The sequence below is a fragment of the Marinibacterium sp. SX1 genome (genome assembly GCF_050389775.1).
GTDB lineage: Bacteria > Pseudomonadota > Alphaproteobacteria > Rhodobacterales > Rhodobacteraceae > Marinibacterium.
Genome location: NZ_CP177144.1, coordinates 3,362,764 through 3,382,131, shown reverse-complemented (window position 1 = coordinate 3,382,131; position 19,368 = coordinate 3,362,764). Strand labels below are relative to the sequence as shown.

Genomic DNA, 19,368 nt, shown 5'->3' with positions numbered 1-19,368 from the left:
CAAAGGCAAAAGACAAGATGACGCCAGATGGCGTCAGGTCGGCGCGGCGCGATACTGCGGGGCTGAGCGCACCATCACGTTCAACCCGGGCGCGAAACGCCCGGGGCCCGGCCACCTCAGGGGCGGGGTCAGCTGGGGATCAGACCTGTTCCAGCTCGCGCAGCTGCTTGCGGTGGGCGATGATCTCGTCCTGCACGAAATCGCGGAAGGCCGCGATGCGCTGCGAATGGCGCAGTTCCTCGGGATAGGCGAGGAAGGTCGGCACGGGGGCCGATTCCAGGTCGGGCAGCACGCGGACCATGGCCGGGAAATCCTGGGCCAGGTAATCGGGCAGGATGCCGATGCCCAGGTTGTTCAGCACGGCCTGCAGCACGCCGAAGTAATTGTTGACCGTCAACAGCGAGCGCGGATTGAAGGTCATCAGGTGCTGGGTCAGCAGCGCGCCGGCGGCGACCTGGGCGGACCGCGTGTTCTGCGAGATCAGCCGGTGTTCGGAAATGTCGGAAATCTCTTCCGGCTCGCCTTCGCGGTCGAGGTAATCGCGCGAGGCATACAGCCGCATCTGCACGTTCATCAGCTTCTTGCGGATGAGATCGGCCTGGCTGGGCTCTTTCATGCGGATGGCCACGTCGGCCTCGCGCATGGGCAGGTCCAGCACCCGTTCCTCGAGCATCAGGTCGACCTTGAGATTGGGATATTTCTCGTAGAGCTTGGGCAGGCGCGGGGCCAGCCACATGGTGCCGAAACCGGTCGTCGTGGTCACGCGCAGCTCGCCAAAGACTTCTTCCTCGCTGTCGCGGATGCGGGCGGCGGCGGCTTCCAGCCGCTTGGACATCGACCGGGTCGCGTCGAACAGCAATTCGCCCTGTTCGGTCAGGATCAGCCCGCGGGCATGGCGGTGGAACAGGATGGCGCCAAGGCTTTCCTCCAGCGCGCGGATCTGCCGGCTCACCGCCGATTGCGACAGGTTCAGCTTGTCGCCGGCATGGGTGAGGCTGCCCGCATCCGCCACCGCGTGAAAAATTCTCAGCTTGTCCCAGTCCATCTCTTCGCTTTCATCTACACGAGACCGTGTTTCCTGACACTGCTACCTACGCCTTAAGATAAACCTCACAAGAGGTCTTTCGACAGAAAACACTGTTCAGGTCAGTATAGTTGACCTAACCTTCCCTTACGGTGATCAATAATTGACCCGGACGGGAGGAGCCAGATGACTCAGCAAAAGATTTCCCTAAACGATCGGTTCGACCTGACAAAAAGCCCGGTTCTGCTCAACGGTACGCAGGCGCTGGTCCGGTTGATGATGATGCAGAAGATGCGCGACAGGGCGGCCGGGCATGAAACCGCCGGGTTGGTGACGGGCTACCGCGGATCGCCGCTTGGCGCCGTCGACCTGCAGATGCTGCGCGCGGCCAAGCCATTGGCCGAACACGACATCACCTTTCAATCCGGCCTGAACGAAGACCTGGCGGCCACGGCGCTCTGGGGCAGCCAGCAGGCCGCCCTGCGGGGCGAGAACCGTTTCGACGGGGTGTTCGGCCTGTGGTACGGCAAGGGCCCGGGCGTCGACCGGTCGGGCGATGCGATGAAACATGCCAACATGGCCGGCACCGCGCCCCTGGGCGGGGTGCTGATGGCCATGGGCGACGACCACACCGGCGAAAGCTCGACCGTGCTGCACCAGTCGGAATGGGCGATGGTGGATGCCTATATCCCGGTGGTCAGCCCGGCCGGCGTGCAGGAAATCCTGGATTACGGCATCTACGGCCTTGCCCTGTCGCGTTTTGCCGGGGTCTGGGTCGGGCTGAAGACCATGAAGGACACGATCGAGACCACCGCCGTGGTCGATGGCGATCCCCAGCGCATGCAGCTGGTGACCCCCGATTTCCCGATGCCCGAGGGCGGGCTGAACATCCGCCTGCTCGACACGCCCGTGGCCCAGGAAACCCGGATGATCGACCACAAGCGCTTTGCCGCCGAGGCGTTTTCCCGGGCCAATGGCATGGACAAGCGGATGTGGGGCAAGCCGGGTGCCAAGATCGGCTTTGTCGCTGCGGGCAAGAACTGGCTGGACCTGATCCATGCCATGTCGCTGCTGAACATCGACGAGAACGAGGCCGAACGGCTGGGCATCACGCTTTACAAGGTCGGCCAGACCTTCCCGCTGGACATGCAGGGCTTTCACGACTGGGCCGAGGGGCTGGACCTGATCGTCGTGGTCGAGGAAAAGCGCAAGCTGATCGAGGTGCAGATCAAGGAGGCGATATTCGACGACCGCCGCGGCCGGCGGGTCTATGGCTGGTACAAGGGCGGCTCGGGCGCGATGCACCGCGAAGAGCTGTTCCCGACGCGCGGCGCGCTGGATCCGATCCTGATCGCCCAGACCCTGGGCGACATCCTGGTCGAAGAGGGCCGCGAGACCGACGGCATCCGGGCCGGTCTGCAGGCGCTGGACGAGGCGCGGCGCAACGACAATGCCCAGGAAATCGCCGCGCGCATCCCCTATTTCTGCTCGGGCTGTCCGCACAATACCTCGACGAAGGTGCCCGAGGGCTCGCGGGCTTATGCCGGGATCGGCTGTCACTACATGGCCCAATGGATGGACCGCGACACGCTGGGTTTCACCCACATGGGCGGCGAAGGCGCGAATTGGATCGGCGAGGCGCCGTTTTCCACGACGAAACACGTGTTCCAGAACCTGGGCGACGGCACCTACAACCATTCGGGCGTGCAGGCCATCCGGGCCGCCTTGGCCGCCGGCACCAACATCACCTACAAGATCCTCTACAACGACGCCGTGGCCATGACCGGCGGGCAGGCCAACGAAGGCGGGCTGTCGCCCCAGCGCATCGTGCGCGAACTGCAGGCGATGGGCGTGGGCGAAGTGGTTGTCGTCTATGACGAAAAGGAAGACGTCGACCAATCGACCTTTCCCCGTGGCATGGCGTTCCACGAACGGGCCGAGCTGGACAACGTGCAGAAACGCCTGCGCGAGGTCGAGGGCGTGTCGGCCATCGTCTACATCCAGACCTGCGCGGCGGAAAAGCGCCGCCGGCGCAAGCGCGGCAAGTTCCCCGATCCCGACAAGCGGGTCTTCATCAATACCGACGTCTGCGAGGGGTGCGGCGATTGCGGGGTCCAGTCGAACTGCGTGTCGATCGTGCCCAAGGAAACCGAGCTGGGCCGCAAGCGGGCGATCGACCAATCGTCGTGCAACAAGGATTTCTCCTGCCTCAAGGGCTTCTGCCCGTCCTTCGTGACGCTCGAAGGGGCCAAGCCGCGCAAGGAGGCCACGACCGATCTGGACCTGCCCGACATGCCGGAACCGGCCTTGCCGGTCATCGACGGGACCTGGAACGTGGTGATCACGGGCGTCGGCGGCACCGGCGTGGTGACCATCGGCGCGGTGATGGCGCAGGCGGCTCAGATCGACGGCAAGGGCGCGGGCATGATGGAAATGGCCGGGCTGGCCCAGAAGGGCGGCGCCGTGCACATCCATTGCCGGCTGGCCGAGAAACCGGGCGATATCAGCGCCATACGCGTGGCCACCGGCGAGGCAGACGCGCTGATCGGCGGTGACCTCGTGGTCAGCGCCGGGGCCAAGACGCTGGGCCTGACCCGGCCGGGCCGGACCGGGGCAGTGGTCAACAGCCACGAGATCATCACCGGCGATTTCACCCGCAACACCGAGTTTGCCCTGCCGGCGGACCGGCTTGAACTGGCCCTTCAGGCACGGATGAAGGACAGGGTCGCGCTGTTCGATGCCTCGGACCTGGCGCGGTCGGTGCTGGGGGATTCGATCTATTCCAACATGATGGTCTTCGGCGCGGCCTGGCAGCGCGGGCTGGTGCCGCTGAGCCATGGCGCGATAATGGCCGCGATCGAGCTGAACGGGGCGGCGGTCGCGCGCAACCAGCGGGCCTTCGAGATCGGTCGCTGGGCCGTTCTGCACCCGAACGAGGCCGCCGAGCTGCTGACCGACAAAGTCGTGCAGCTGCCCCGGTCGCTGGAAGATCGCATTGCCTTTCGGGCGGATCACCTGGTGGCCTATCAATCGCGGCGGCTGGCCCGGCGCTATCGCGAGAGGGTCGATGCCGTGACCGACCGCGACCTGCGCGAGGCCATGGCCCTGGGCTATCACAAGCTGTTGGCCTACAAGGACGAATACGAGGTCGCGCGCCTGCTGCTGGACACCCGAGCCAAGGCCGAGGCCGAGTTCGACGGCGATTTCTCGATGTCCTTTCACATGTCGCCGCCGGTGCTGGCCCGGCCGGGGCCCGACGGCCGGCCGGCCAAGCGCCGCTTTGGCGCATGGATGACACTGCCGTTGCGCCTGCTGAGCTGGATGAAGCCCCTGCGGGGCGGGCCGCTGGACCCGTTCGGGCGCACCGAGGAAAGGCGGATGGAACGCGCGCTGATCGACCAATACGAACGTGACATGGGCGAGGTGCTGCCCCTTCTGTCCGCCGCAACCCGCGACGCGGTCATCGCGCTGGCCCGGCTGCCGCTCGACATCCGCGGCTTCGGACCGGTCAAGCAGGCCAACGAACGCAAGGCCGCCAAGCGCCGCGAAGAGCTGCTGTCGGTCATCCGCGCGGGCGGTCCCGATGTCGCGAGCGCGGCCGAATAGGGCTGTCATCGGGGTGTCGTAAAGCATATGTTAGTATCCCGGACCGCAAATTGGTCCGGGAGGCTGACGGAGACACAGATGCCATCGCGTCGACACGTTGTTCGCGATATTACCTATGCGAATTCGGCCGAGACCAAGTCCGGCCGGGCCATGATCCGGCTCATGGAAAACACCACCGGGCGGATCGGCCTGATCAAGCGCGCGAACGGCTACGAATCCGAGGTGGCCGCAGGGCGGGATTTCTGGGCCGTGATGGTCGAACGCTATGGTTTGACGCTGGATGTCATCGGCGGGTCGCTGGATCACATCCCGCGCACCGGCCCGCTGATCCTGATCGCCAATCATCCCTACGGCATTCTCGACGGGCTGGTGATGGGCCATATCCTGTCGGTCACCCGGGGCGATTTCCGCATCCTGGCGCATCGGGTGTTTCGCAAGGCCGAGGATCTCAACCGGATCATCCTGCCGATCTCGTTCGACGAGACCAAGGAAGCCGTGCGCACCAATATCGAAACCCGCCGGGAATCGCTGCGCTACCTGGGCGATGGCGGGGCCATCGGCATCTTTCCCGGGGGCACCGTGTCGACCGCGGCCAAGCCGTTTTCACGGCCCATGGATCCGGGCTGGCGCGGGTTCACCGCGCGGATGGTGGCCAAGAGCGATGCCACCGTCGTGCCGATCTTCTTCGAAGGGTCGAACTCGCGGCTGTTCCAGCTGGCAAGCCATATCCACTACACGCTGCGCATGGGATTGCTGATCAAGGAGTTCCGCAAACGGGTCGATGCGCCCGTGCGGCTGGTCGTTGGCAAGCCGATTTCGCGCGAGGTGCTGAACCCATTGGCAAAAGACAGCAAGGCGATGATGGATTTCCTGCGCAAATCCACGTATGAGCTGTCACCGAAGCCGCTTCGTTCCGACGAATACGGGTTCGAATTCGAAGAGAAACACCGCGCGTGACCCGCGCCTGAACCCCGAGAGCCCCGCAAGCGCCATGTCCGTCGGCATATTCGATTCCGGCCTGGGCGGCCTGACCGTCCTTGATGCCGTTGCCAAGCGTCTGCCCGACGTGCCCTTCCGCTATTACGCCGACAGCGCCAATGCGCCCTACGGCGTGCGCGAGGCCGATGACATCCACGGGCTGACCCGCGATGCGGTGACCTGGCTGTGGGACAATGGCTGCGACCTGGTGATCCTGGCCTGCAACACGGCCTCGGCCGCCGGCCTGCGGCGGATGCAGGAAGACGGCGTGCCCAACGGCAAGCGCGTGCTGGGTGTCTTTGTGCCGCTGATCGAGGCGTTGACCGAACGGCAATGGGGCGACAACTCGCCGCCGCGCGAGGTGGCCGTGCAGCACGTGGCGCTCTTTGCCACGCCGGCCACGGTGCGCAGCCGGGCCTTTCAGCGCGAGCTGGCCTTCCGGGCGATCGGTGTCGATGTCGAGGCGCAGGCCTGCGGCGGGGTGGTGGATGCCATCGAGGACGGCGACCTGATCCTGGCCGAGGCGCTGGTGCGCAGCCATGTCGACGCGCTCAAGCGCAAGATGCCCGAGCCCGAGGCCGCGATCCTGGGTTGCACCCATTACCCGCTGCTGCAGGAGGCCTTTCAGGAGGCGCTGGGGCCGCAGGTCAAGGTGTTCTCGCAGGCCGACCTGGTGGCGGCCAGCCTGGCCGATTACCTGGCGCGCCATCCCAACATGCTGGGCGAGGGCCCGGGCGGGTTCGTGACCACGGGCGATCCGCGCAAGGTCAGCGACCGCGCGACGCAGTTCCTGCGACGACAGATCGCCTTTTCCGCCGTCTGATCACGGCCCGATCCGTTTCTTCCCTGTCCGGGGGCCGGGCCATCGCCCCGATCCGCCCCCACATGAATCAAAGGTCCGCACATGACCCATTCCATCGCCATCCTTGGCGCCTCCGGCTATACCGGGGCCGAGCTGGTCCGGCTGATTGCCGGCCATCCGTCTTTTGAAATCAAGGCCCTGTCGGCCGACCGCAAGGCCGGCCAGCCGATGGCCGAGGTATTTCCCCACCTGCGCCACCTGGACCTGCCGGACCTGGTGAAGATCGACGAGATCGACTTTTCGCAGATCGACCTGTGTTTCTGCGCCTTGCCGCACAAGACCAGCCAGGCGGTGATCTCGGCCCTGCCGCGCGATCTGAAGATCGTCGACCTGTCGGCCGATTTCCGGCTGCGCGATCCGGCGGCCTATGAGAAATGGTACGGCAATGCCCATGCGGCACTGGAGCTGCAGAAGGAGGCGGTCTATGGGCTGACCGAATTCTACCGCGACGAGATCCGGGGCGCGCGGCTGGTGGCCGGCACGGGCTGCAACGCGGCCGCCGGGCAATTCGCGCTGATGCCGCTGGTCAAGGCCGGGGTGATCGACCTGGACGAGATCGTCATGGACCTGAAGGCGGCGGTGTCGGGGGCCGGGCGGTCGCTCAAGGAAAACCTGCTGCATGCCGAGCTGTCCGAGGGCTATCACGGCTATTCGATGGGTGGGACACATCGTCACCTGGGCGAGTTCGACCAGGAATTCTCGCGGGCGGCCGGGCGCGAGGTGCGGGTGCAGCTGACGCCGCATCTGCTGCCGGTGAACCGGGGTATCCTGATGACCTGTTACGTGCGGGGTGATGCGGCCGAGATTCACGACACGCTGTCAAAGGCTTACGCCGACGAGCCGTTTGTGGTCACATTGCCCTTCGGCGAGGCGCCCAGCACGCATCACGTGCGCGGATCGAATTTCTGCCATGTCGGCGTGGTTGCCGACCGGGTGCCCGGGCGGGCAATCGTGGTCTCGGTGATCGACAACCTGACCAAGGGCTCGTCGGGCCAGGCATTGCAGAACGCCAACCTGATGTTAGGTGAAGAGGAAACCTCGGGGCTGATGATGGCGCCGATCTTCCCGTGATGGCTTGAGGAGGCGTCATGAAGGGGCTGAAGAAGAAACGGCGGGTGCAGGTGATCGTGCTGGCCTTCGTGGCGCTGGCCGTGTCGACCGGGCTGATCGGCTATGCGCTGCGGGACGGCATCAACTATTTCCGTGCGCCGAGCCAGGTGGTCGAAGAGCCGCCGCAGGCCTCGGAGGTGTTCCGCCTGGGCGGGCTGGTCGAGGAAGGCACGCTGGTGCGTGGCCAGGGGGAAACGGTGCGGTTTTCCGTGACCGATGGCGGGGCGTCGATCCCGGTGACCTTCACCGGGGTGCTGCCCGATCTCTTCGAGGAGAACCAGGGCATGATCGGCACCGGGCGTTACATCAACGGTGTCTTCGAAGCTTCTGAAATCCTTGCCAAACATGACGAGACCTACATGCCCAAGGAAGTGGTGGATGCGCTGAAGGAACAGGGTGTCTACCAGGAACCGGAAAGCTGAGCGCCCCGTTCTGAAGCGGCGCGCGGGCGGGACCGGCGCGCCGGATATTTAAGAAGAGAAAGAAGCAGGAGCGCGGCGCAACGTACGCCGGCGGCGCGGGGCGTTAAGCTTTGCGGTGGCAGGGTCTTTGCGGTTTTGACGCGGAGAGGCGGCCATGCAGACAGTGCGCGAGATAGCCGAAGAGATCGTTGCCCGCGAAGGCGGTTTCGTCAACGACCCCGATGACCCGGGCGGGGCGACGAACCACGGGGTGACCATTCACACGATGCGGGGGCTGGGGCTGGACCTGACCGGGGACGGGCGGGTCAGCGAAGAGGATGTGCGGGCGCTGAGCCGGGGGCAGGCGGTGGATATCTTCATCCGGCATTATTACCAGCGGCCGCGGATTGCCGAGCTACCCGCCGAGATCCAGGCCAGCGTGTTCGACATGTATGTGAATGCCGGGGCCAACGCGGTGAAGATCCTGCAGCGGCTACTGCGGGAGATGGGCTATGCGGTGGCCGTCGACGGGGCAATCGGGCCGCAGACGATCGGGGCGGCCGAGGATGCCGCGCGTCCCGATCCGCTGGCCCTGCGTGACGCCTATGGGGTGGCCCGGCGGAACTACTACTTTCGTCTGGCCGACCAGCGCCCGGCCAGCCGCAAGTACGCGCGCACAAGGGCGGGCGGCAAGGGCGGCTGGATCCGGCGGGCCGAGGAGTTCCTGTCGCCGGCCTGGCACCTGAGCGGCGCGGAATTCGAGGCGAGGGTTGCGGCATGGGGCTGATCGAGGGAGCGATGGGGCTGGTCTTTGGCGGTGGGCGCAACGTGGTGGCCGAGACGGTCGAACTGTTTCGCGAGAATTCCGACAAGGGGGCGATGCGGGCAAGCGCGGTGCAGGGCCAGGCCATGGCCCAGATAGCGGCCGAGTTCCTGCCCGGCCGGCGCAGCCGGTTCGACGCGGTGATGGACGGGATCAACCGCGTGCCCCGGCCGGCCATGGCCTTGGGAACATTGGGGCTTTTCGTGTCGGCCATGGTCGATCCGCTGTGGTTTGCCGAGCGGATGCAGGGCATTGCCCTGGTGCCCGAGCCGCTGTGGTGGCTGTTGGGCGTGATCGTGTCCTTTTACTTCGGGGCGCGTCACCAGGCCAAGGCACAGACCTTTCAGCGCGAGATTGCCCAGACGATGAGCCGGGTGCCGGAGGTGATGCAGAACGTCGCCGCGCTGCGCGAGATGCGGGCCGATACGCCGGGGGCGGCTGATACCGGGCCCGATGCCGGGCTGGCGCTGAGCGTCGTGGCCGGGGGCGAGAACCCGGCGCTGGAGGCCTGGAAGGCCGGGCGGGCGCAGGCGGCCTGACGCGGCCCCGCCCTGACGCAGGCGTGACCATCTGCGCAGGGCGGGGCGGGCGGAAAGCGATTGGCGGCGCCCGGGCGCGGATCTATACCTGAGGGCATGATCACAGAACTCGGCCATTTCGCCCTCGTGCTCGCCTTCCTGGTCGCCATCGTGCAGGCCGTTGTCCCGTTGATCGGGGCGGCCCGGCGCTGGCCCGGCTGGATGGCCGTGGCCGAGCCCGCGGCCACCGCGCAATTCCTCCTGACAGCCGCCAGTTTCGGCGCGCTGACCTGGGCCTTCGTGACCTCGGATTTTTCGTTGCAGCTGGTGGTGCTGAATTCGCATTCGGCCAAGCCGATGCTCTACAAGATCAGCGGGACCTGGGGGAACCACGAAGGGTCGATGCTGCTCTGGGTGCTGATCCTGACGCTGTTCGGCGCGATGGCCGCCTGGTTCGGGGGCAACCTGCCGCCGACGCTGCGGGCGCGGGTGCTGGCCGTGCAATCGGCCATTGCCGTGGCCTTTTTCGCCTTTATCCTGTTCACGTCGAACCCGTTCCTGCGCATGGCCGTGCCGCCCTTTGACGGGCAGGACCTGAACCCGTTGCTGCAGGACCCGGGCCTGGCCTTCCATCCGCCGTTTCTCTACCTGGGCTATGTCGGGCTTTCGATGTCCTTCTCCTTTGCCGTCGCCGCGCTGATCGAAGGCCGGGTCGATGCGGCCTGGGCGCGCTGGGTGCGGCCCTGGACGCTGGCGGCCTGGGTCTTTCTGACCATCGGCATCGCGCTGGGGTCCTGGTGGGCCTATTACGAGCTGGGCTGGGGCGGGTTCTGGTTCTGGGATCCGGTGGAAAACGCGTCCTTCATGCCCTGGCTCTTTGCCGCGGCCCTGCTGCATTCGGCCATCGTCGTCGAAAAGCGCGAGGCGCTGAAGAGCTGGACGATCCTGCTGGCCATCCTGGCCTTCGGCTTTTCGCTGATCGGCACCTTCATCGTGCGGTCGGGCATCATCACCTCGGTGCATGCCTTTGCCAACGATCCCGAGCGCGGGATTTTCATCCTGATGATCCTGGCCGCCTTCACCGGCGGGGCGCTGACCCTTTTCGCCGTGCGCGCCCAGGCCATGGAGGCCAAGGGCGTCTTTGGCATGGTCAGCCGGGAAAGTGCGCTGGTCGTCAACAACATCCTGCTGGCCGTCAGCGCGCTTGTGGTCTTTGTCGGCACGGTCTGGCCGGTCGTGGCCGAGATGGCCTTTGACCGCAAGCTGTCGGTCGGGCCGCCGTTCTTCGACACCGCCTTCACGCCCTTTGTCATCGTCATGGCCGTGATCCTGCCGGTCGGGGCGATGCTGCCCTGGAAACGCGGCAACCTGCGGCGCACGATGCAGCCGCTCTGGCCGGTGCTGGGCCTGTCGGTCGCGCTTGGCGGGCTGGCCTATGCCGTGACCACGGGCGAAAGCGCGGTCGGGCCGATGGGCGTCGTTCTGGGCGTCTGGGTCTTTGCCGGCGCGCTGATCGACCTGTGGCGGCGGACGGGGCGCGGCGGGATCGACCGGCTTGGCCGGCTGATGCGCGTGGCCCGGGCCGATTGGGGCAAGGCCGTGGCCCATGCCGGGCTGGGCATCACGATCTTTGCCATCTGCGGGCTGGTCGCCTGGCAGAAGGAAGACATCCGCGTGGCCTATCCGGGCGAGCCGTTCACCGTCGGGCGCTATGACATGATCCTGCATGATGTCACCAGCCAGCGCGGGCCGAACTATGCGTCGATCGTCGGCGAGGTGCATGTCTTTGTGAAGGGGCGCGAGCTGACCCGGCTGTATCCCGAGAAACGCAATTACACCGTCGCGAGGATGCCCACGACCGAAGCGGCGATCGACTACCGCGTGCTGCGCGATCTCTACGTGGTGATCGGCGACCGCCAGGCCGACGGCGGCTGGACCATGCGCACCTATATCAAGCCCTTTGCCAACTGGATCTGGGCGGGCTGCCTGATCATGGCCCTGGGCGGGGTGCTCAGCCTGAGCGACCGGCGGTTCCGCGTGGCCGCCGGGGCACGCAAGGCCCGGACTGCGGGTGGAGTGCCGGCGGAATGAGGCTGCTGCGCTGGATCTGCCTGTCGCTGGCCCTGCTGGCGGCCATCCCCGCCGCGGCGGTGCAGCCTGACGAAGTGCTGGCCGACCCGGCGCTGGAAGCCCGGGCGCGCGAGATTTCCAAGGGCCTGCGCTGCCTGGTCTGCCGCAACGAGAGCATCGACGAATCCAATGCGGACCTGGCCCGCGACCTGCGCCTGCTGGTGCGCGAACGGCTGGTGGCCGGCGACAGCGACGCCGAGGTCGTGGCCTTTGTCACCGACCGCTACGGCGAATATGTTCTGCTGCGCCCGCTGGCCACCGGGGCCAACTGGGTGCTCTGGGCGGCGGGGCCGCTGATGTTCCTCCTGGCCGCCGGCACCGCGCTGGCCTTCCTGCGCGGGCGTGCGCGGGCAGAGACCACGGCCGAGGCCGGGCTCAGCCCCGACGAGCAGGCCCGGCTGAAGGCCATCCTGGAGAGTGACGAGGCCCAGGGCCGCTGACGCGGCGTTCTGCTGGCCAAGAGAGGCGGCGCAACCCACGATGCGCCGCGACAGGGACGGAGACCAACCCCATGGACTATACGACGATCACGCTGGACATCCGCGACGCCGTTGCGGTGATCACGCTGAACCGGCCGGAGAAATACAACGCCTTGACCGCCCAGATGCGGGCCGAGCTGACCCATGCCGTACGGGCCGCCCCGGCCGAAGGCGCCCGGGCGATCGTGCTGACCGGCGCGGGCAAGGCCTTTTGTTCGGGCCAGGACCTGGGCGACCGGGCCAATGCGGCCGATGCCGATCTCGAACGCACCCTGCGCGAGGAATATGGCCCGCTGATCCTGGCCATCACCGAAAGCCCGGTGCCGACGATCTCGGCGGTCAATGGTCCGGCGGCGGGTGCAGGGGCCAACCTGGCCCTGGCGGCCGACGTGGTGATCGCCAGCGAAAGCGCCTATTTCCTCCAGGCCTTCACCCGGATCGGCCTGATGCCCGATGCCGGCGGCACCTGGTTCATGCCGCGCAAGGCCGGCCTGGCCAAGGCCATGGGCGCCGCGCTCTTTGCCGAAAAGATCCCGGCCCGGCAGGCCGAAGACTGGGGCCTGATCTGGGAAGCGGTCGAGGATGACGGGTTCGAAGCCCATTGGCAGGCCCGCGCCGCCCACCTGGCCAATGGCCCGACCGAGGCCTTCAAGGCGGTCAAGACGGCCATGCGCCAGAGCTTCGAGAACCCGCTTGAGGCGCAATTGTCGGTCGAGGCCCAGCTGCAGGGCGCCTGTGGCAAGACCCGCGATTTCCAGGAAGGCGTGATGGCCTTTCTCGAGAAACGGCCCGCCAGGTTCGAAGGTCGCTGAGGGGGCGCTGCCCCCGTCCTCCGTTGGAGGACTCCCCCGGGAATACTTGGAAAGAGAAAGAAGCAGGAGCGCGCCGCTTGCTGCTTCTTTCTCTTTGAAAATATCCGGCACGCCGGTGACGCCGGACCGACAATGCAGAAAAAAGCGCCCCGGAACCGAGTCCGGGGCGCTGGTGTCTTCGGATGTCGCCGCGATCAGCGGTTTTCGATGTCCACGTAGTCGCGCAGCGTTTCGCCGACATACAGCTGGCGCGGGCGGCCGATCTTGTGCTCGGGATCCGACAGCTGTTCCTTCCACTGCGAGATCCAGCCCACGGTCCGCGACAGGGCGAAGATCGGGGTGAACATCGAGGTCGGGAAGCCCATGGCCTCGAGGATGATGCCCGAGTAGAAGTCGACGTTCGGGAAGAGTTTCTTGTCCGCGAAATACGGATCTTCCAGCGCCTGTTTCTCAAGCTCCTTGGCCACCTGCAGGATCGGGTTGTCCTCGACACCCAGCAGGTCGAGCACCTCGTCTGCCGATTGCTTCATCACCGTCGCGCGGGGATCGAAGTTCTTGTAGACGCGGTGGCCGAAACCCATCAGGCGGAACGGATCGTTCTTGTCCTTCGCGCGGGCGATGAACTCGGGGATCTTGTCGACCGTGCCGATTTCCTTGAGCATCTCCAGGCAGGCCTGGTTGGCGCCGCCATGGGCCGGGCCCCAGAGGCAGGCGATGCCGGCCGCGATGCAGGCAAACGGGTTGGCACCCGAGGACGAGGCCAGGCGCACGGTCGAGGTCGAGGCGTTCTGCTCGTGGTCGGCGTGCAGGGTAAAGATCCGGTCCATCGCGCGGCTCAGGATCGGGTCAACGACATATTCCTCGGCCGGCACGGCAAAGCACATGCGCAGGAAGTTCGACGCGTAATCCAGGTCGTTGCGCGGATACACGAAGGGCTGGCCCAAGTGGTATTTATAGGCCCAGGCCGCGATCGTCGGCATCTTGGCGATCAGGCGGATCGAGGCGACCTCGCGCTGCCAGGGATCGTTGATGTCGGTCGAGTCGTGGTAGAAGGCCGACATCGCGCCGACCACGCCGACCAGGATGGCCATCGGGTGGGCGTCGCGGCGGAACCCGCGGAAGAAATACTGCATCTGTTCATGCAGCATCGTGTGGTTGGTCACGCGGCTTTCGAAATCTTCCAGCTGCGTCGCGGTCGGGAGCTCTCCGTAAAGCAGCAGGTAGCAGACTTCGAGGTAATGCGACTTGGACGCCAGCTGGTCGATCGGGTAGCCCCGGTGCAGCAGCTCGCCCTTGTCACCGTCGATGAAGGTGATGGTGCTGCGGCAGGACGCCGTCGAGGTGAAGCCCGGGTCATAGGTGAAGACGCCCGCGCCGCCATAGAGCTTGCGGATGTCGACCACGTCGGGCCCGGCGGAAGGCGAATGAATGGGCAGGTCGATAGACTGTCCATCGAGGGTCAGCGTCGCTGTCTTGCTGGGTTCTGTCATTGGGACTCCCTCCTAACAGGGGCGGGGCCCGGTATGGTCCCGCTCGGAACAGGGCCCGCGCGGCGAGGCGCAGGCCCGAATGGCATGGGGCGGGGCCTAGCCCGCCGCATCGGTGAGCCGGGCGATCGTTTCCTCACGTCCCAGGAGCACCATCATGTCGAACACCGAAGGCGTTGCGGCCCGACCGGCCAACGCGGCCCGAAGCGGTCCGGCCAGCTTGCCGAACTTCATCCCTTGCGCCTCGGCGAAGCCATTGAGCACGGCCTCCAGCGTGTCACGGGACCAGCTAGCATTTTGCAACTGCGGCGTCAAATCGCTCAGCATACCACGGGATACAGAATCGAGGGCCTTGGCGGCTTTCGGTTCGGGTTCTATCGGGCGATCGGTTAACGCGAAGTGTGCCTTTTCAAGAAGATCGGGAAATGTCTTCGCGCGATCCTTCAGGCAATACATGGCCGTTTCCAGCGCCTCTGCCTTGGCCGGAGCCAGGGCGGGCTGGCCGGCGGCGACCAGGTAAGCCTCGATTTCCTGCCGCAGCGCGGCATCATCGCTGACGGCGATGTGCTGGCCGCAGAGGTTTTCCAGTTTCTTGGTGTCGAACCGGGCCGGGCTCTTGCCGATTCCGTCGAAATCGAACCAGGATTGTGCCTGCGCATCCGTAAAGAATTCGTCATCGCCATGACTCCAGCCCAGCCGGGCCAGGTAATTGCGCATGCCGGCGGCCGGATAGCCCATGGCCTGGTATTCCTGGGCCCCCAGCGCGCCGTGACGTTTCGACAATTTCTTGCCGTCGGGCCCGTGGATCAGCGGGATATGCGCCCAGACCGGGACGTCCCAGCCCATGGCGTCATAGATCATCATCTGGCGCGCGGCATTGTTGAGATGGTCGTCGCCCCGGATCACATGGGTCACGCCCATGTCGTGGTCGTCGACCACCACGGCCAGCATGTAGACCGGAGTGCCGTCGGCGCGCAGCAGGACCATGTCGTCGAGCTGGTCGTTGCGGATCGTCACGTCGCCCTGGACCTGGTCGCGGATGACCGTCTCGCCCTCCAGCGGGGCCTTGATCCGCACGACAAAAGGCGCGTCGGGATGGCTGGCCGGGTCGGCATCGCGCCAGGGCGAGCGGAAGAGCGTCGAGCGGCCCTCGGCACGGGCCGCCTCGCGGAAGGCCGCGATTTCGTCCTGGGTGGCAAAACACTTGTAGGCCTTGCCCTCGGCCAGCAGCTGGTGGGCCACTTCGGCATGGCGCGCGGCGCCGTCGAACTGGCTGACCACCTCGCCGTCGTGGTCGAGCCCCAGCCAGGCCATGCCCTGGAGGATGGCCGCCGTTGCCTCGGGGGTCGACCGTTCGCGGTCGGTGTCCTCGATTCGCAGCAGGAATTTTCCGCCGCGGCCGCGGGCATAAAGCCAGTTGAACAAAGCGGTTCGCGCGCCGCCGATATGCAGGAAGCCGGTGGGCGAAGGCGCGAAGCGGGTGATGACGGGAGAAGTCTCGGAGCCGGTCACGGGGAGGCGTTTACCTTTTGCTAACCAAGCGAATGTAGGATCTGAGCCTGTCTAGCGACCCCGCAATGAAGGGGCAAGATGCGCGAACTGGTCCGGGTAGAAACGGCCCTTTGGGGACAGCGGGGCTTTCTGTTTCCCTGGTCGCCGGTTTGCGTCGCGGCCGGAATAGGGCTCTATTTCGGGCTGCGGACAGAGCCCGGCGCGATCTGCTACGCGATCGCGGCCGGGCTCTTCGTCCTTCTGGCGGGTGTGGCTTGGCGCTGGCCGGGGGCCTGGGCGCCGTTGCTGACCGGGTTGGCGCTCTGCGCCCTGGGCTTCGGGCTGGCCGGCCACCGGGCCCACCAGGTCGGCGCGCCCCGGCTCGAATTTCGTTATTACGGCCCGGTCGAAGGGCGCATCGTGGCGCTGGATCGCTCGGCCTCCGACGCGCCGCGCATGACGCTGGACCGGGTGGTCCTGCGCGACATGAACCCGGCGCGCGTGCCGGCGCGGGTGCGGCTGTCGCTGCACGGGCCGGGGGCCGATCTGCGGCCGGGCCAGCGGGTCATGACCACGGGCCACCTGTCGCCGCCCCAGGGGCCGGCCGAGCCGGGCGGGTTCGATTTCCGCCGCCATGTCTGGTTTCAGCGCCTTGGCGCGGTGGGCTATACCCGCGTGCCGGTGCTGATCGCCGGGCCGCCCGATGCCGAGGGGTTGGCCATGCGGATCTTTGCCCTGCGCATGGCCGTGTCCGCCCATATCCGCGCCCGGCTGCCGGGCGAGACCGGCGGCTTTGCCGCGGCGGTCACCACCGGCGATCGGTCGGGCATCGGGCAGGCCGCGCTGGAGGCGTTGCGGGCGTCCAACCTGGCCCATCTGCTGGCGATCTCGGGGCTGCACATGGGGCTGCTGGCGGGGGTGGTGTTTTCCGGGCTGCGCCTGGCCCTGGCGCTGGTGCCGCGACTGGCGTTGCGCTGGCCGATCCGCAAGATGGCCGCACTTGGCGCGCTGGCCGCGGCGGCGGTCTACCTGGCGCTGTCGGGGGGCAACGTGGCCACCGAACGGGCCTTCATCATGGTTGCCGTGGCGCTGGTCGCGGTGCTGTTCGACCGGCGCGCGCTGTCCTTGCGGGCGGTGGCGCTGGCCGCGCTGATCGTCCTGGCATTGCGGCCCGAGGCGCTGTTGTCCCCGGGATTCCAGATGTCCTTTGCCGCGACGACGGCGCTGGTGGCGGTGTTCACGGGCCTGCGCGGGTTGGAAAGCCGGCTGTTGCCGGGCTGGGCACGACCGGTGATGGGCGTGGTGCTGTCCTCGGCCGTGGCCGGGCTGGCCACCGCGCCGGTGGCGGCGGCGCATTTCAACGCTCTGGCGCCCTATGGGTTGGTGGCCAACCTGGTGTCGGTGCCGGTGATGGGCACGATCGTCGTGCCGGCGGCAGTGGTCGCGGCCATCCTGGCGCCGCTGGGGTTGGAAGGGCCGGCATTGCAGGTGATGGGGCTGGGGCTGGACTGGATCCTGGCCGTGGCCGGAGAGGTGTCCTCCTGGCAGGGTGCGCGCCGGCCGGTCGTGGCCCCGGGGCCGGCGGTGCTGCCGATGCTGAGCCTCGGGGCGCTGTGGGTCATCCTGTGGCAGGGGCGTGCGCGATGGGCCGGGGTGCCGGTGATGGTCGTGGCGCTGATGGTCTGGTCCGACGCCGGGCGGCCGGCGGTGCTGGTCGCTGATACCGGCGGGCTGGTCGGGGTGATGACCGAAGGCGGCCGGGCGCTCAGCCGGCCGCGCGGGGCGGGCTTCGTGGCGGGGATCTGGCTGGAGAACGATGGCGACTTGGCCGACCAGTCCCAGGCGGCGGCGCGCTGGCCGGCCGATGACGACCCGGCGGCACTGATCCGGCGGATCGGGCTGGAGGGCGGGACCCTGATCCATGTGGCGGGCAAACGCGCGGCGCGGCAATTCGGTGGCTGCAAGGCGGGCGACCTGGTGATTTCGACCGAGCCGTTGTCGGTGCTGGCGGGCAAGACGGCGGGGACGGGCAATGCGGAAGGGGGAGCGGCGCAAACGGGCAATGGGATCGGGTCGGCGTTGTGGACGGGGGCCACGTTGCAAGTCGAGGAAAGTGGGGTGGCGTCAAATAGCGGGGCGAGTGGGGTGACGGCGCAGAAGAGCGGCACGGGCGAAGTGGGAGCAAGTAGTGGCGGCGCGAGGGGAGAAACATCGCAGAAGAGCGGCACAGGCGGACTGAGGTCAAGGAGTAGCGGCACGAGGGGAGAGACGTCGCAGGAAGCTATCGCGACGGGGAAGTCATCGGCCCACAACGCGCAGGGATGCGAGATCTACGACGCCCGGCGTCTGCGCGACACCGGCAGCCTTGCGGTCATCCCCGGGCCAAAGGGGCTGCGCATCGTCACCGCGCAGGAGCTTTCCGGTCACAGGCTGTGGAACGGGGCATCACCGCGACTGTGGCCAGGGGCGTTTCAATGAAACGCTGAACAGCGAGAACGAATGTCCCGACCGCAAACCCGGGAAGAGCACTCCACCGAACCTCGGCCGGTGAAGTGGCTTGGAGATGGGGATCAGCAGGATCAGGTGAGAAGGGGTCGTGATCAGCACGAACGGATCAGCAGGAGTGGATCCGACGGTGGTGATCAACCCGACTGGACCCGCAGGTGCGGATCAGCAGGGGGTGATCAACCTGAGCGTACTAGCAGGGCAGACCAGACGGTGGTGATCAGCGCTAACGGATCAGCAGAAGCGGGCCAGATGGGTGCGATCAACCGAGCGGACCAGTCTGAACGGGTCAGAAGGGAGCAATCAACCCGAGCGGATCCGCAGGAATTGATCAGTAGGAGCGGATCAGCCCGACCAGGCGGCCCTGCACCTTGACCTGGTCCTCGGGGAAGACACGGGTTTCATAGGCCGGGTTGGCGGCCTCCAGCGCGATGGCATTGCCCTTGCGGATATAGCGCTTCAGCGTGGCCTCGTGATCCTCGACCAGCGCCACGACGATATCCCCGTTGTCGGCCGTCGAGGTTTCGCGGATCACCACGATGTCACCGTCGTTGATGCCCACGCCGATCATCGAATCGCCTTTGACCTCAAGTGCGTAATGCTCGCCCTGAGACAGCATCGTGCCCGGCACTGCGATCTGGTGCGAGGCATGGCTGATCGCCTCGATCGGCACACCGGCGGCGATGCGGCCCATCACCGGCAGTTCGACCGCGGCAAAGGCCGCCGGCTCGACATTGGCCGCCACGTGGCTTTCGCCCTGGTCGCCGTCGATCACCCGGGGATGGAACCCCGTGGTCGGCGCGCCGCCCAGGCTTTCGGGCAGCTTGAGGATTTCCAGCGCCCGGGCCCGGTGCGGCAGGCGGCGGATAAAGCCCCGCTCTTCGAGCGCCGTGATCAGCCGGTGAATGCCGGATTTCGATCGCAGATCCAGCGCTTCCTTCATTTCGTCGAAACTGGGGGGCACGCCGTCGCGCTGCACCCGCTTGTTGATGAAATCCAGCAAATCCAACTGCTTCTTGGTGAGCATGCGCCGCTCCTTCAGGACCTTGCGTTTACATATGTTCTACGCATGTTCCCGTTTTGTGTCAACAGCCTTCCCCTCCGGCATCTGCCCTGCGGCGTTTTGCCCGGCCGCCGCAGGG

The 19,368-nt window shown here is 66.7% G+C and carries 15 protein-coding genes; 11 read left to right on the top strand and 4 right to left on the bottom strand.

Features of this window, described 5'->3' with window-relative positions; genetic code table 11:
* Positions 1-139: 139 nt before the first annotated feature.
* Entirely contained in the window at positions 140-1,045 is a 906-nt protein-coding gene (locus ACK3BB_RS15255; protein ID WP_428925495.1) for a LysR family transcriptional regulator, read from the bottom strand.
* Between the two features lie 165 nt (positions 1,046-1,210).
* Here ACK3BB_RS15255 and ACK3BB_RS15250 point away from each other — a divergent pair, with 165 nt between their 5' ends.
* The 10 genes from ACK3BB_RS15250 (at position 1,211) to ACK3BB_RS15205 (ending at position 12,743) form a co-directional block, all read left to right on the top strand.
* Complete coding sequence (locus tag ACK3BB_RS15250) at positions 1,211-4,630, top strand: indolepyruvate ferredoxin oxidoreductase family protein (protein WP_428925494.1); 3,420 nt, start codon at positions 1,211-1,213, stop codon at positions 4,628-4,630.
* Positions 4,631-4,708: 78 nt separating this feature from the next.
* Entirely contained in the window at positions 4,709-5,587 is an 879-nt protein-coding gene (locus ACK3BB_RS15245; RefSeq protein ID WP_428925493.1) for a lysophospholipid acyltransferase family protein, read from the top strand.
* 34 nt (positions 5,588-5,621) lie between these two features.
* The gene (locus ACK3BB_RS15240; RefSeq protein WP_428925492.1) at positions 5,622-6,431 is read left to right on the top strand and encodes a glutamate racemase; all 810 of its coding nucleotides are present in this window, start codon (positions 5,622-5,624) and stop codon (positions 6,429-6,431) included.
* Positions 6,432-6,512: 81 nt separating this feature from the next.
* Positions 6,513-7,541: an N-acetyl-gamma-glutamyl-phosphate reductase gene (argC, locus tag ACK3BB_RS15235; protein ID WP_428925491.1), complete on the top strand. Its 1,029-nt coding sequence runs from the start codon at positions 6,513-6,515 to the stop codon at positions 7,539-7,541.
* Positions 7,542-7,558: 17 nt separating this feature from the next.
* A complete protein-coding gene (ccmE, locus tag ACK3BB_RS15230; RefSeq protein ID WP_428925490.1) occupies positions 7,559-8,002 on the top strand; it encodes a cytochrome c maturation protein CcmE in 444 nt (147 codons plus the stop codon).
* A gap of 154 nt (positions 8,003-8,156) precedes the next feature.
* On the top strand, positions 8,157-8,768 hold the full coding sequence (locus tag ACK3BB_RS15225; protein ID WP_428925489.1) for a holin-associated N-acetylmuramidase: 612 nt from the start codon (positions 8,157-8,159) through the stop codon (positions 8,766-8,768).
* Positions 8,759-9,343, top strand: coding sequence for a holin family protein (locus ACK3BB_RS15220; protein ID WP_428925488.1), 585 nt, complete (start codon positions 8,759-8,761; stop codon positions 9,341-9,343). Before ACK3BB_RS15225 ends, ACK3BB_RS15220 begins: the two co-directional genes overlap by 10 nt.
* 96 nt (positions 9,344-9,439) lie before the next feature.
* On the top strand, positions 9,440-11,413 hold the full coding sequence (locus ACK3BB_RS15215; protein ID WP_428925487.1) for a heme lyase CcmF/NrfE family subunit: 1,974 nt from the start codon (positions 9,440-9,442) through the stop codon (positions 11,411-11,413).
* On the top strand, positions 11,410-11,892 hold the full coding sequence (locus ACK3BB_RS15210; protein WP_428925486.1) for a cytochrome c-type biogenesis protein: 483 nt from the start codon (positions 11,410-11,412) through the stop codon (positions 11,890-11,892). The genes ACK3BB_RS15215 and ACK3BB_RS15210 overlap by 4 nt, the downstream gene beginning before the upstream one ends.
* 71 nt (positions 11,893-11,963) lie before the next feature.
* A complete protein-coding gene (locus tag ACK3BB_RS15205; protein WP_428925485.1) occupies positions 11,964-12,743 on the top strand; it encodes an enoyl-CoA hydratase-related protein in 780 nt (259 codons plus the stop codon).
* 194 nt (positions 12,744-12,937) lie between these two features.
* Here ACK3BB_RS15205 and gltA read toward each other — a convergent pair whose 3' ends face one another.
* Both gltA and gltX read right to left on the bottom strand, forming a co-directional pair.
* Positions 12,938-14,233 carry a citrate synthase gene (gene gltA, locus ACK3BB_RS15200; RefSeq protein WP_428925484.1) on the bottom strand — a complete coding sequence of 432 codons (1,296 nt, stop codon included), beginning with the start codon at positions 14,231-14,233 and terminating at the stop codon, positions 12,938-12,940.
* A gap of 96 nt (positions 14,234-14,329) precedes the next feature.
* The gene (gltX, locus tag ACK3BB_RS15195) at positions 14,330-15,742 is read right to left on the bottom strand and encodes a glutamate--tRNA ligase (RefSeq protein WP_428925483.1); all 1,413 of its coding nucleotides are present in this window, start codon (positions 15,740-15,742) and stop codon (positions 14,330-14,332) included.
* A gap of 78 nt (positions 15,743-15,820) precedes the next feature.
* Between gltX and ACK3BB_RS15190 the strand changes: the two genes are divergently transcribed.
* Positions 15,821-18,199, top strand: a complete 2,379-nt coding sequence (locus ACK3BB_RS15190) for a ComEC/Rec2 family competence protein (protein ID WP_428925482.1) — start codon at positions 15,821-15,823, stop codon at positions 18,197-18,199.
* 358 nt (positions 18,200-18,557) lie between these two features.
* Here ACK3BB_RS15190 and lexA read toward each other — a convergent pair whose 3' ends face one another.
* On the bottom strand, positions 18,558-19,253 hold the full coding sequence (lexA, locus tag ACK3BB_RS15185; protein WP_428925481.1) for a transcriptional repressor LexA: 696 nt from the start codon (positions 19,251-19,253) through the stop codon (positions 18,558-18,560).
* Positions 19,254-19,368 lie beyond the last annotated feature (115 nt).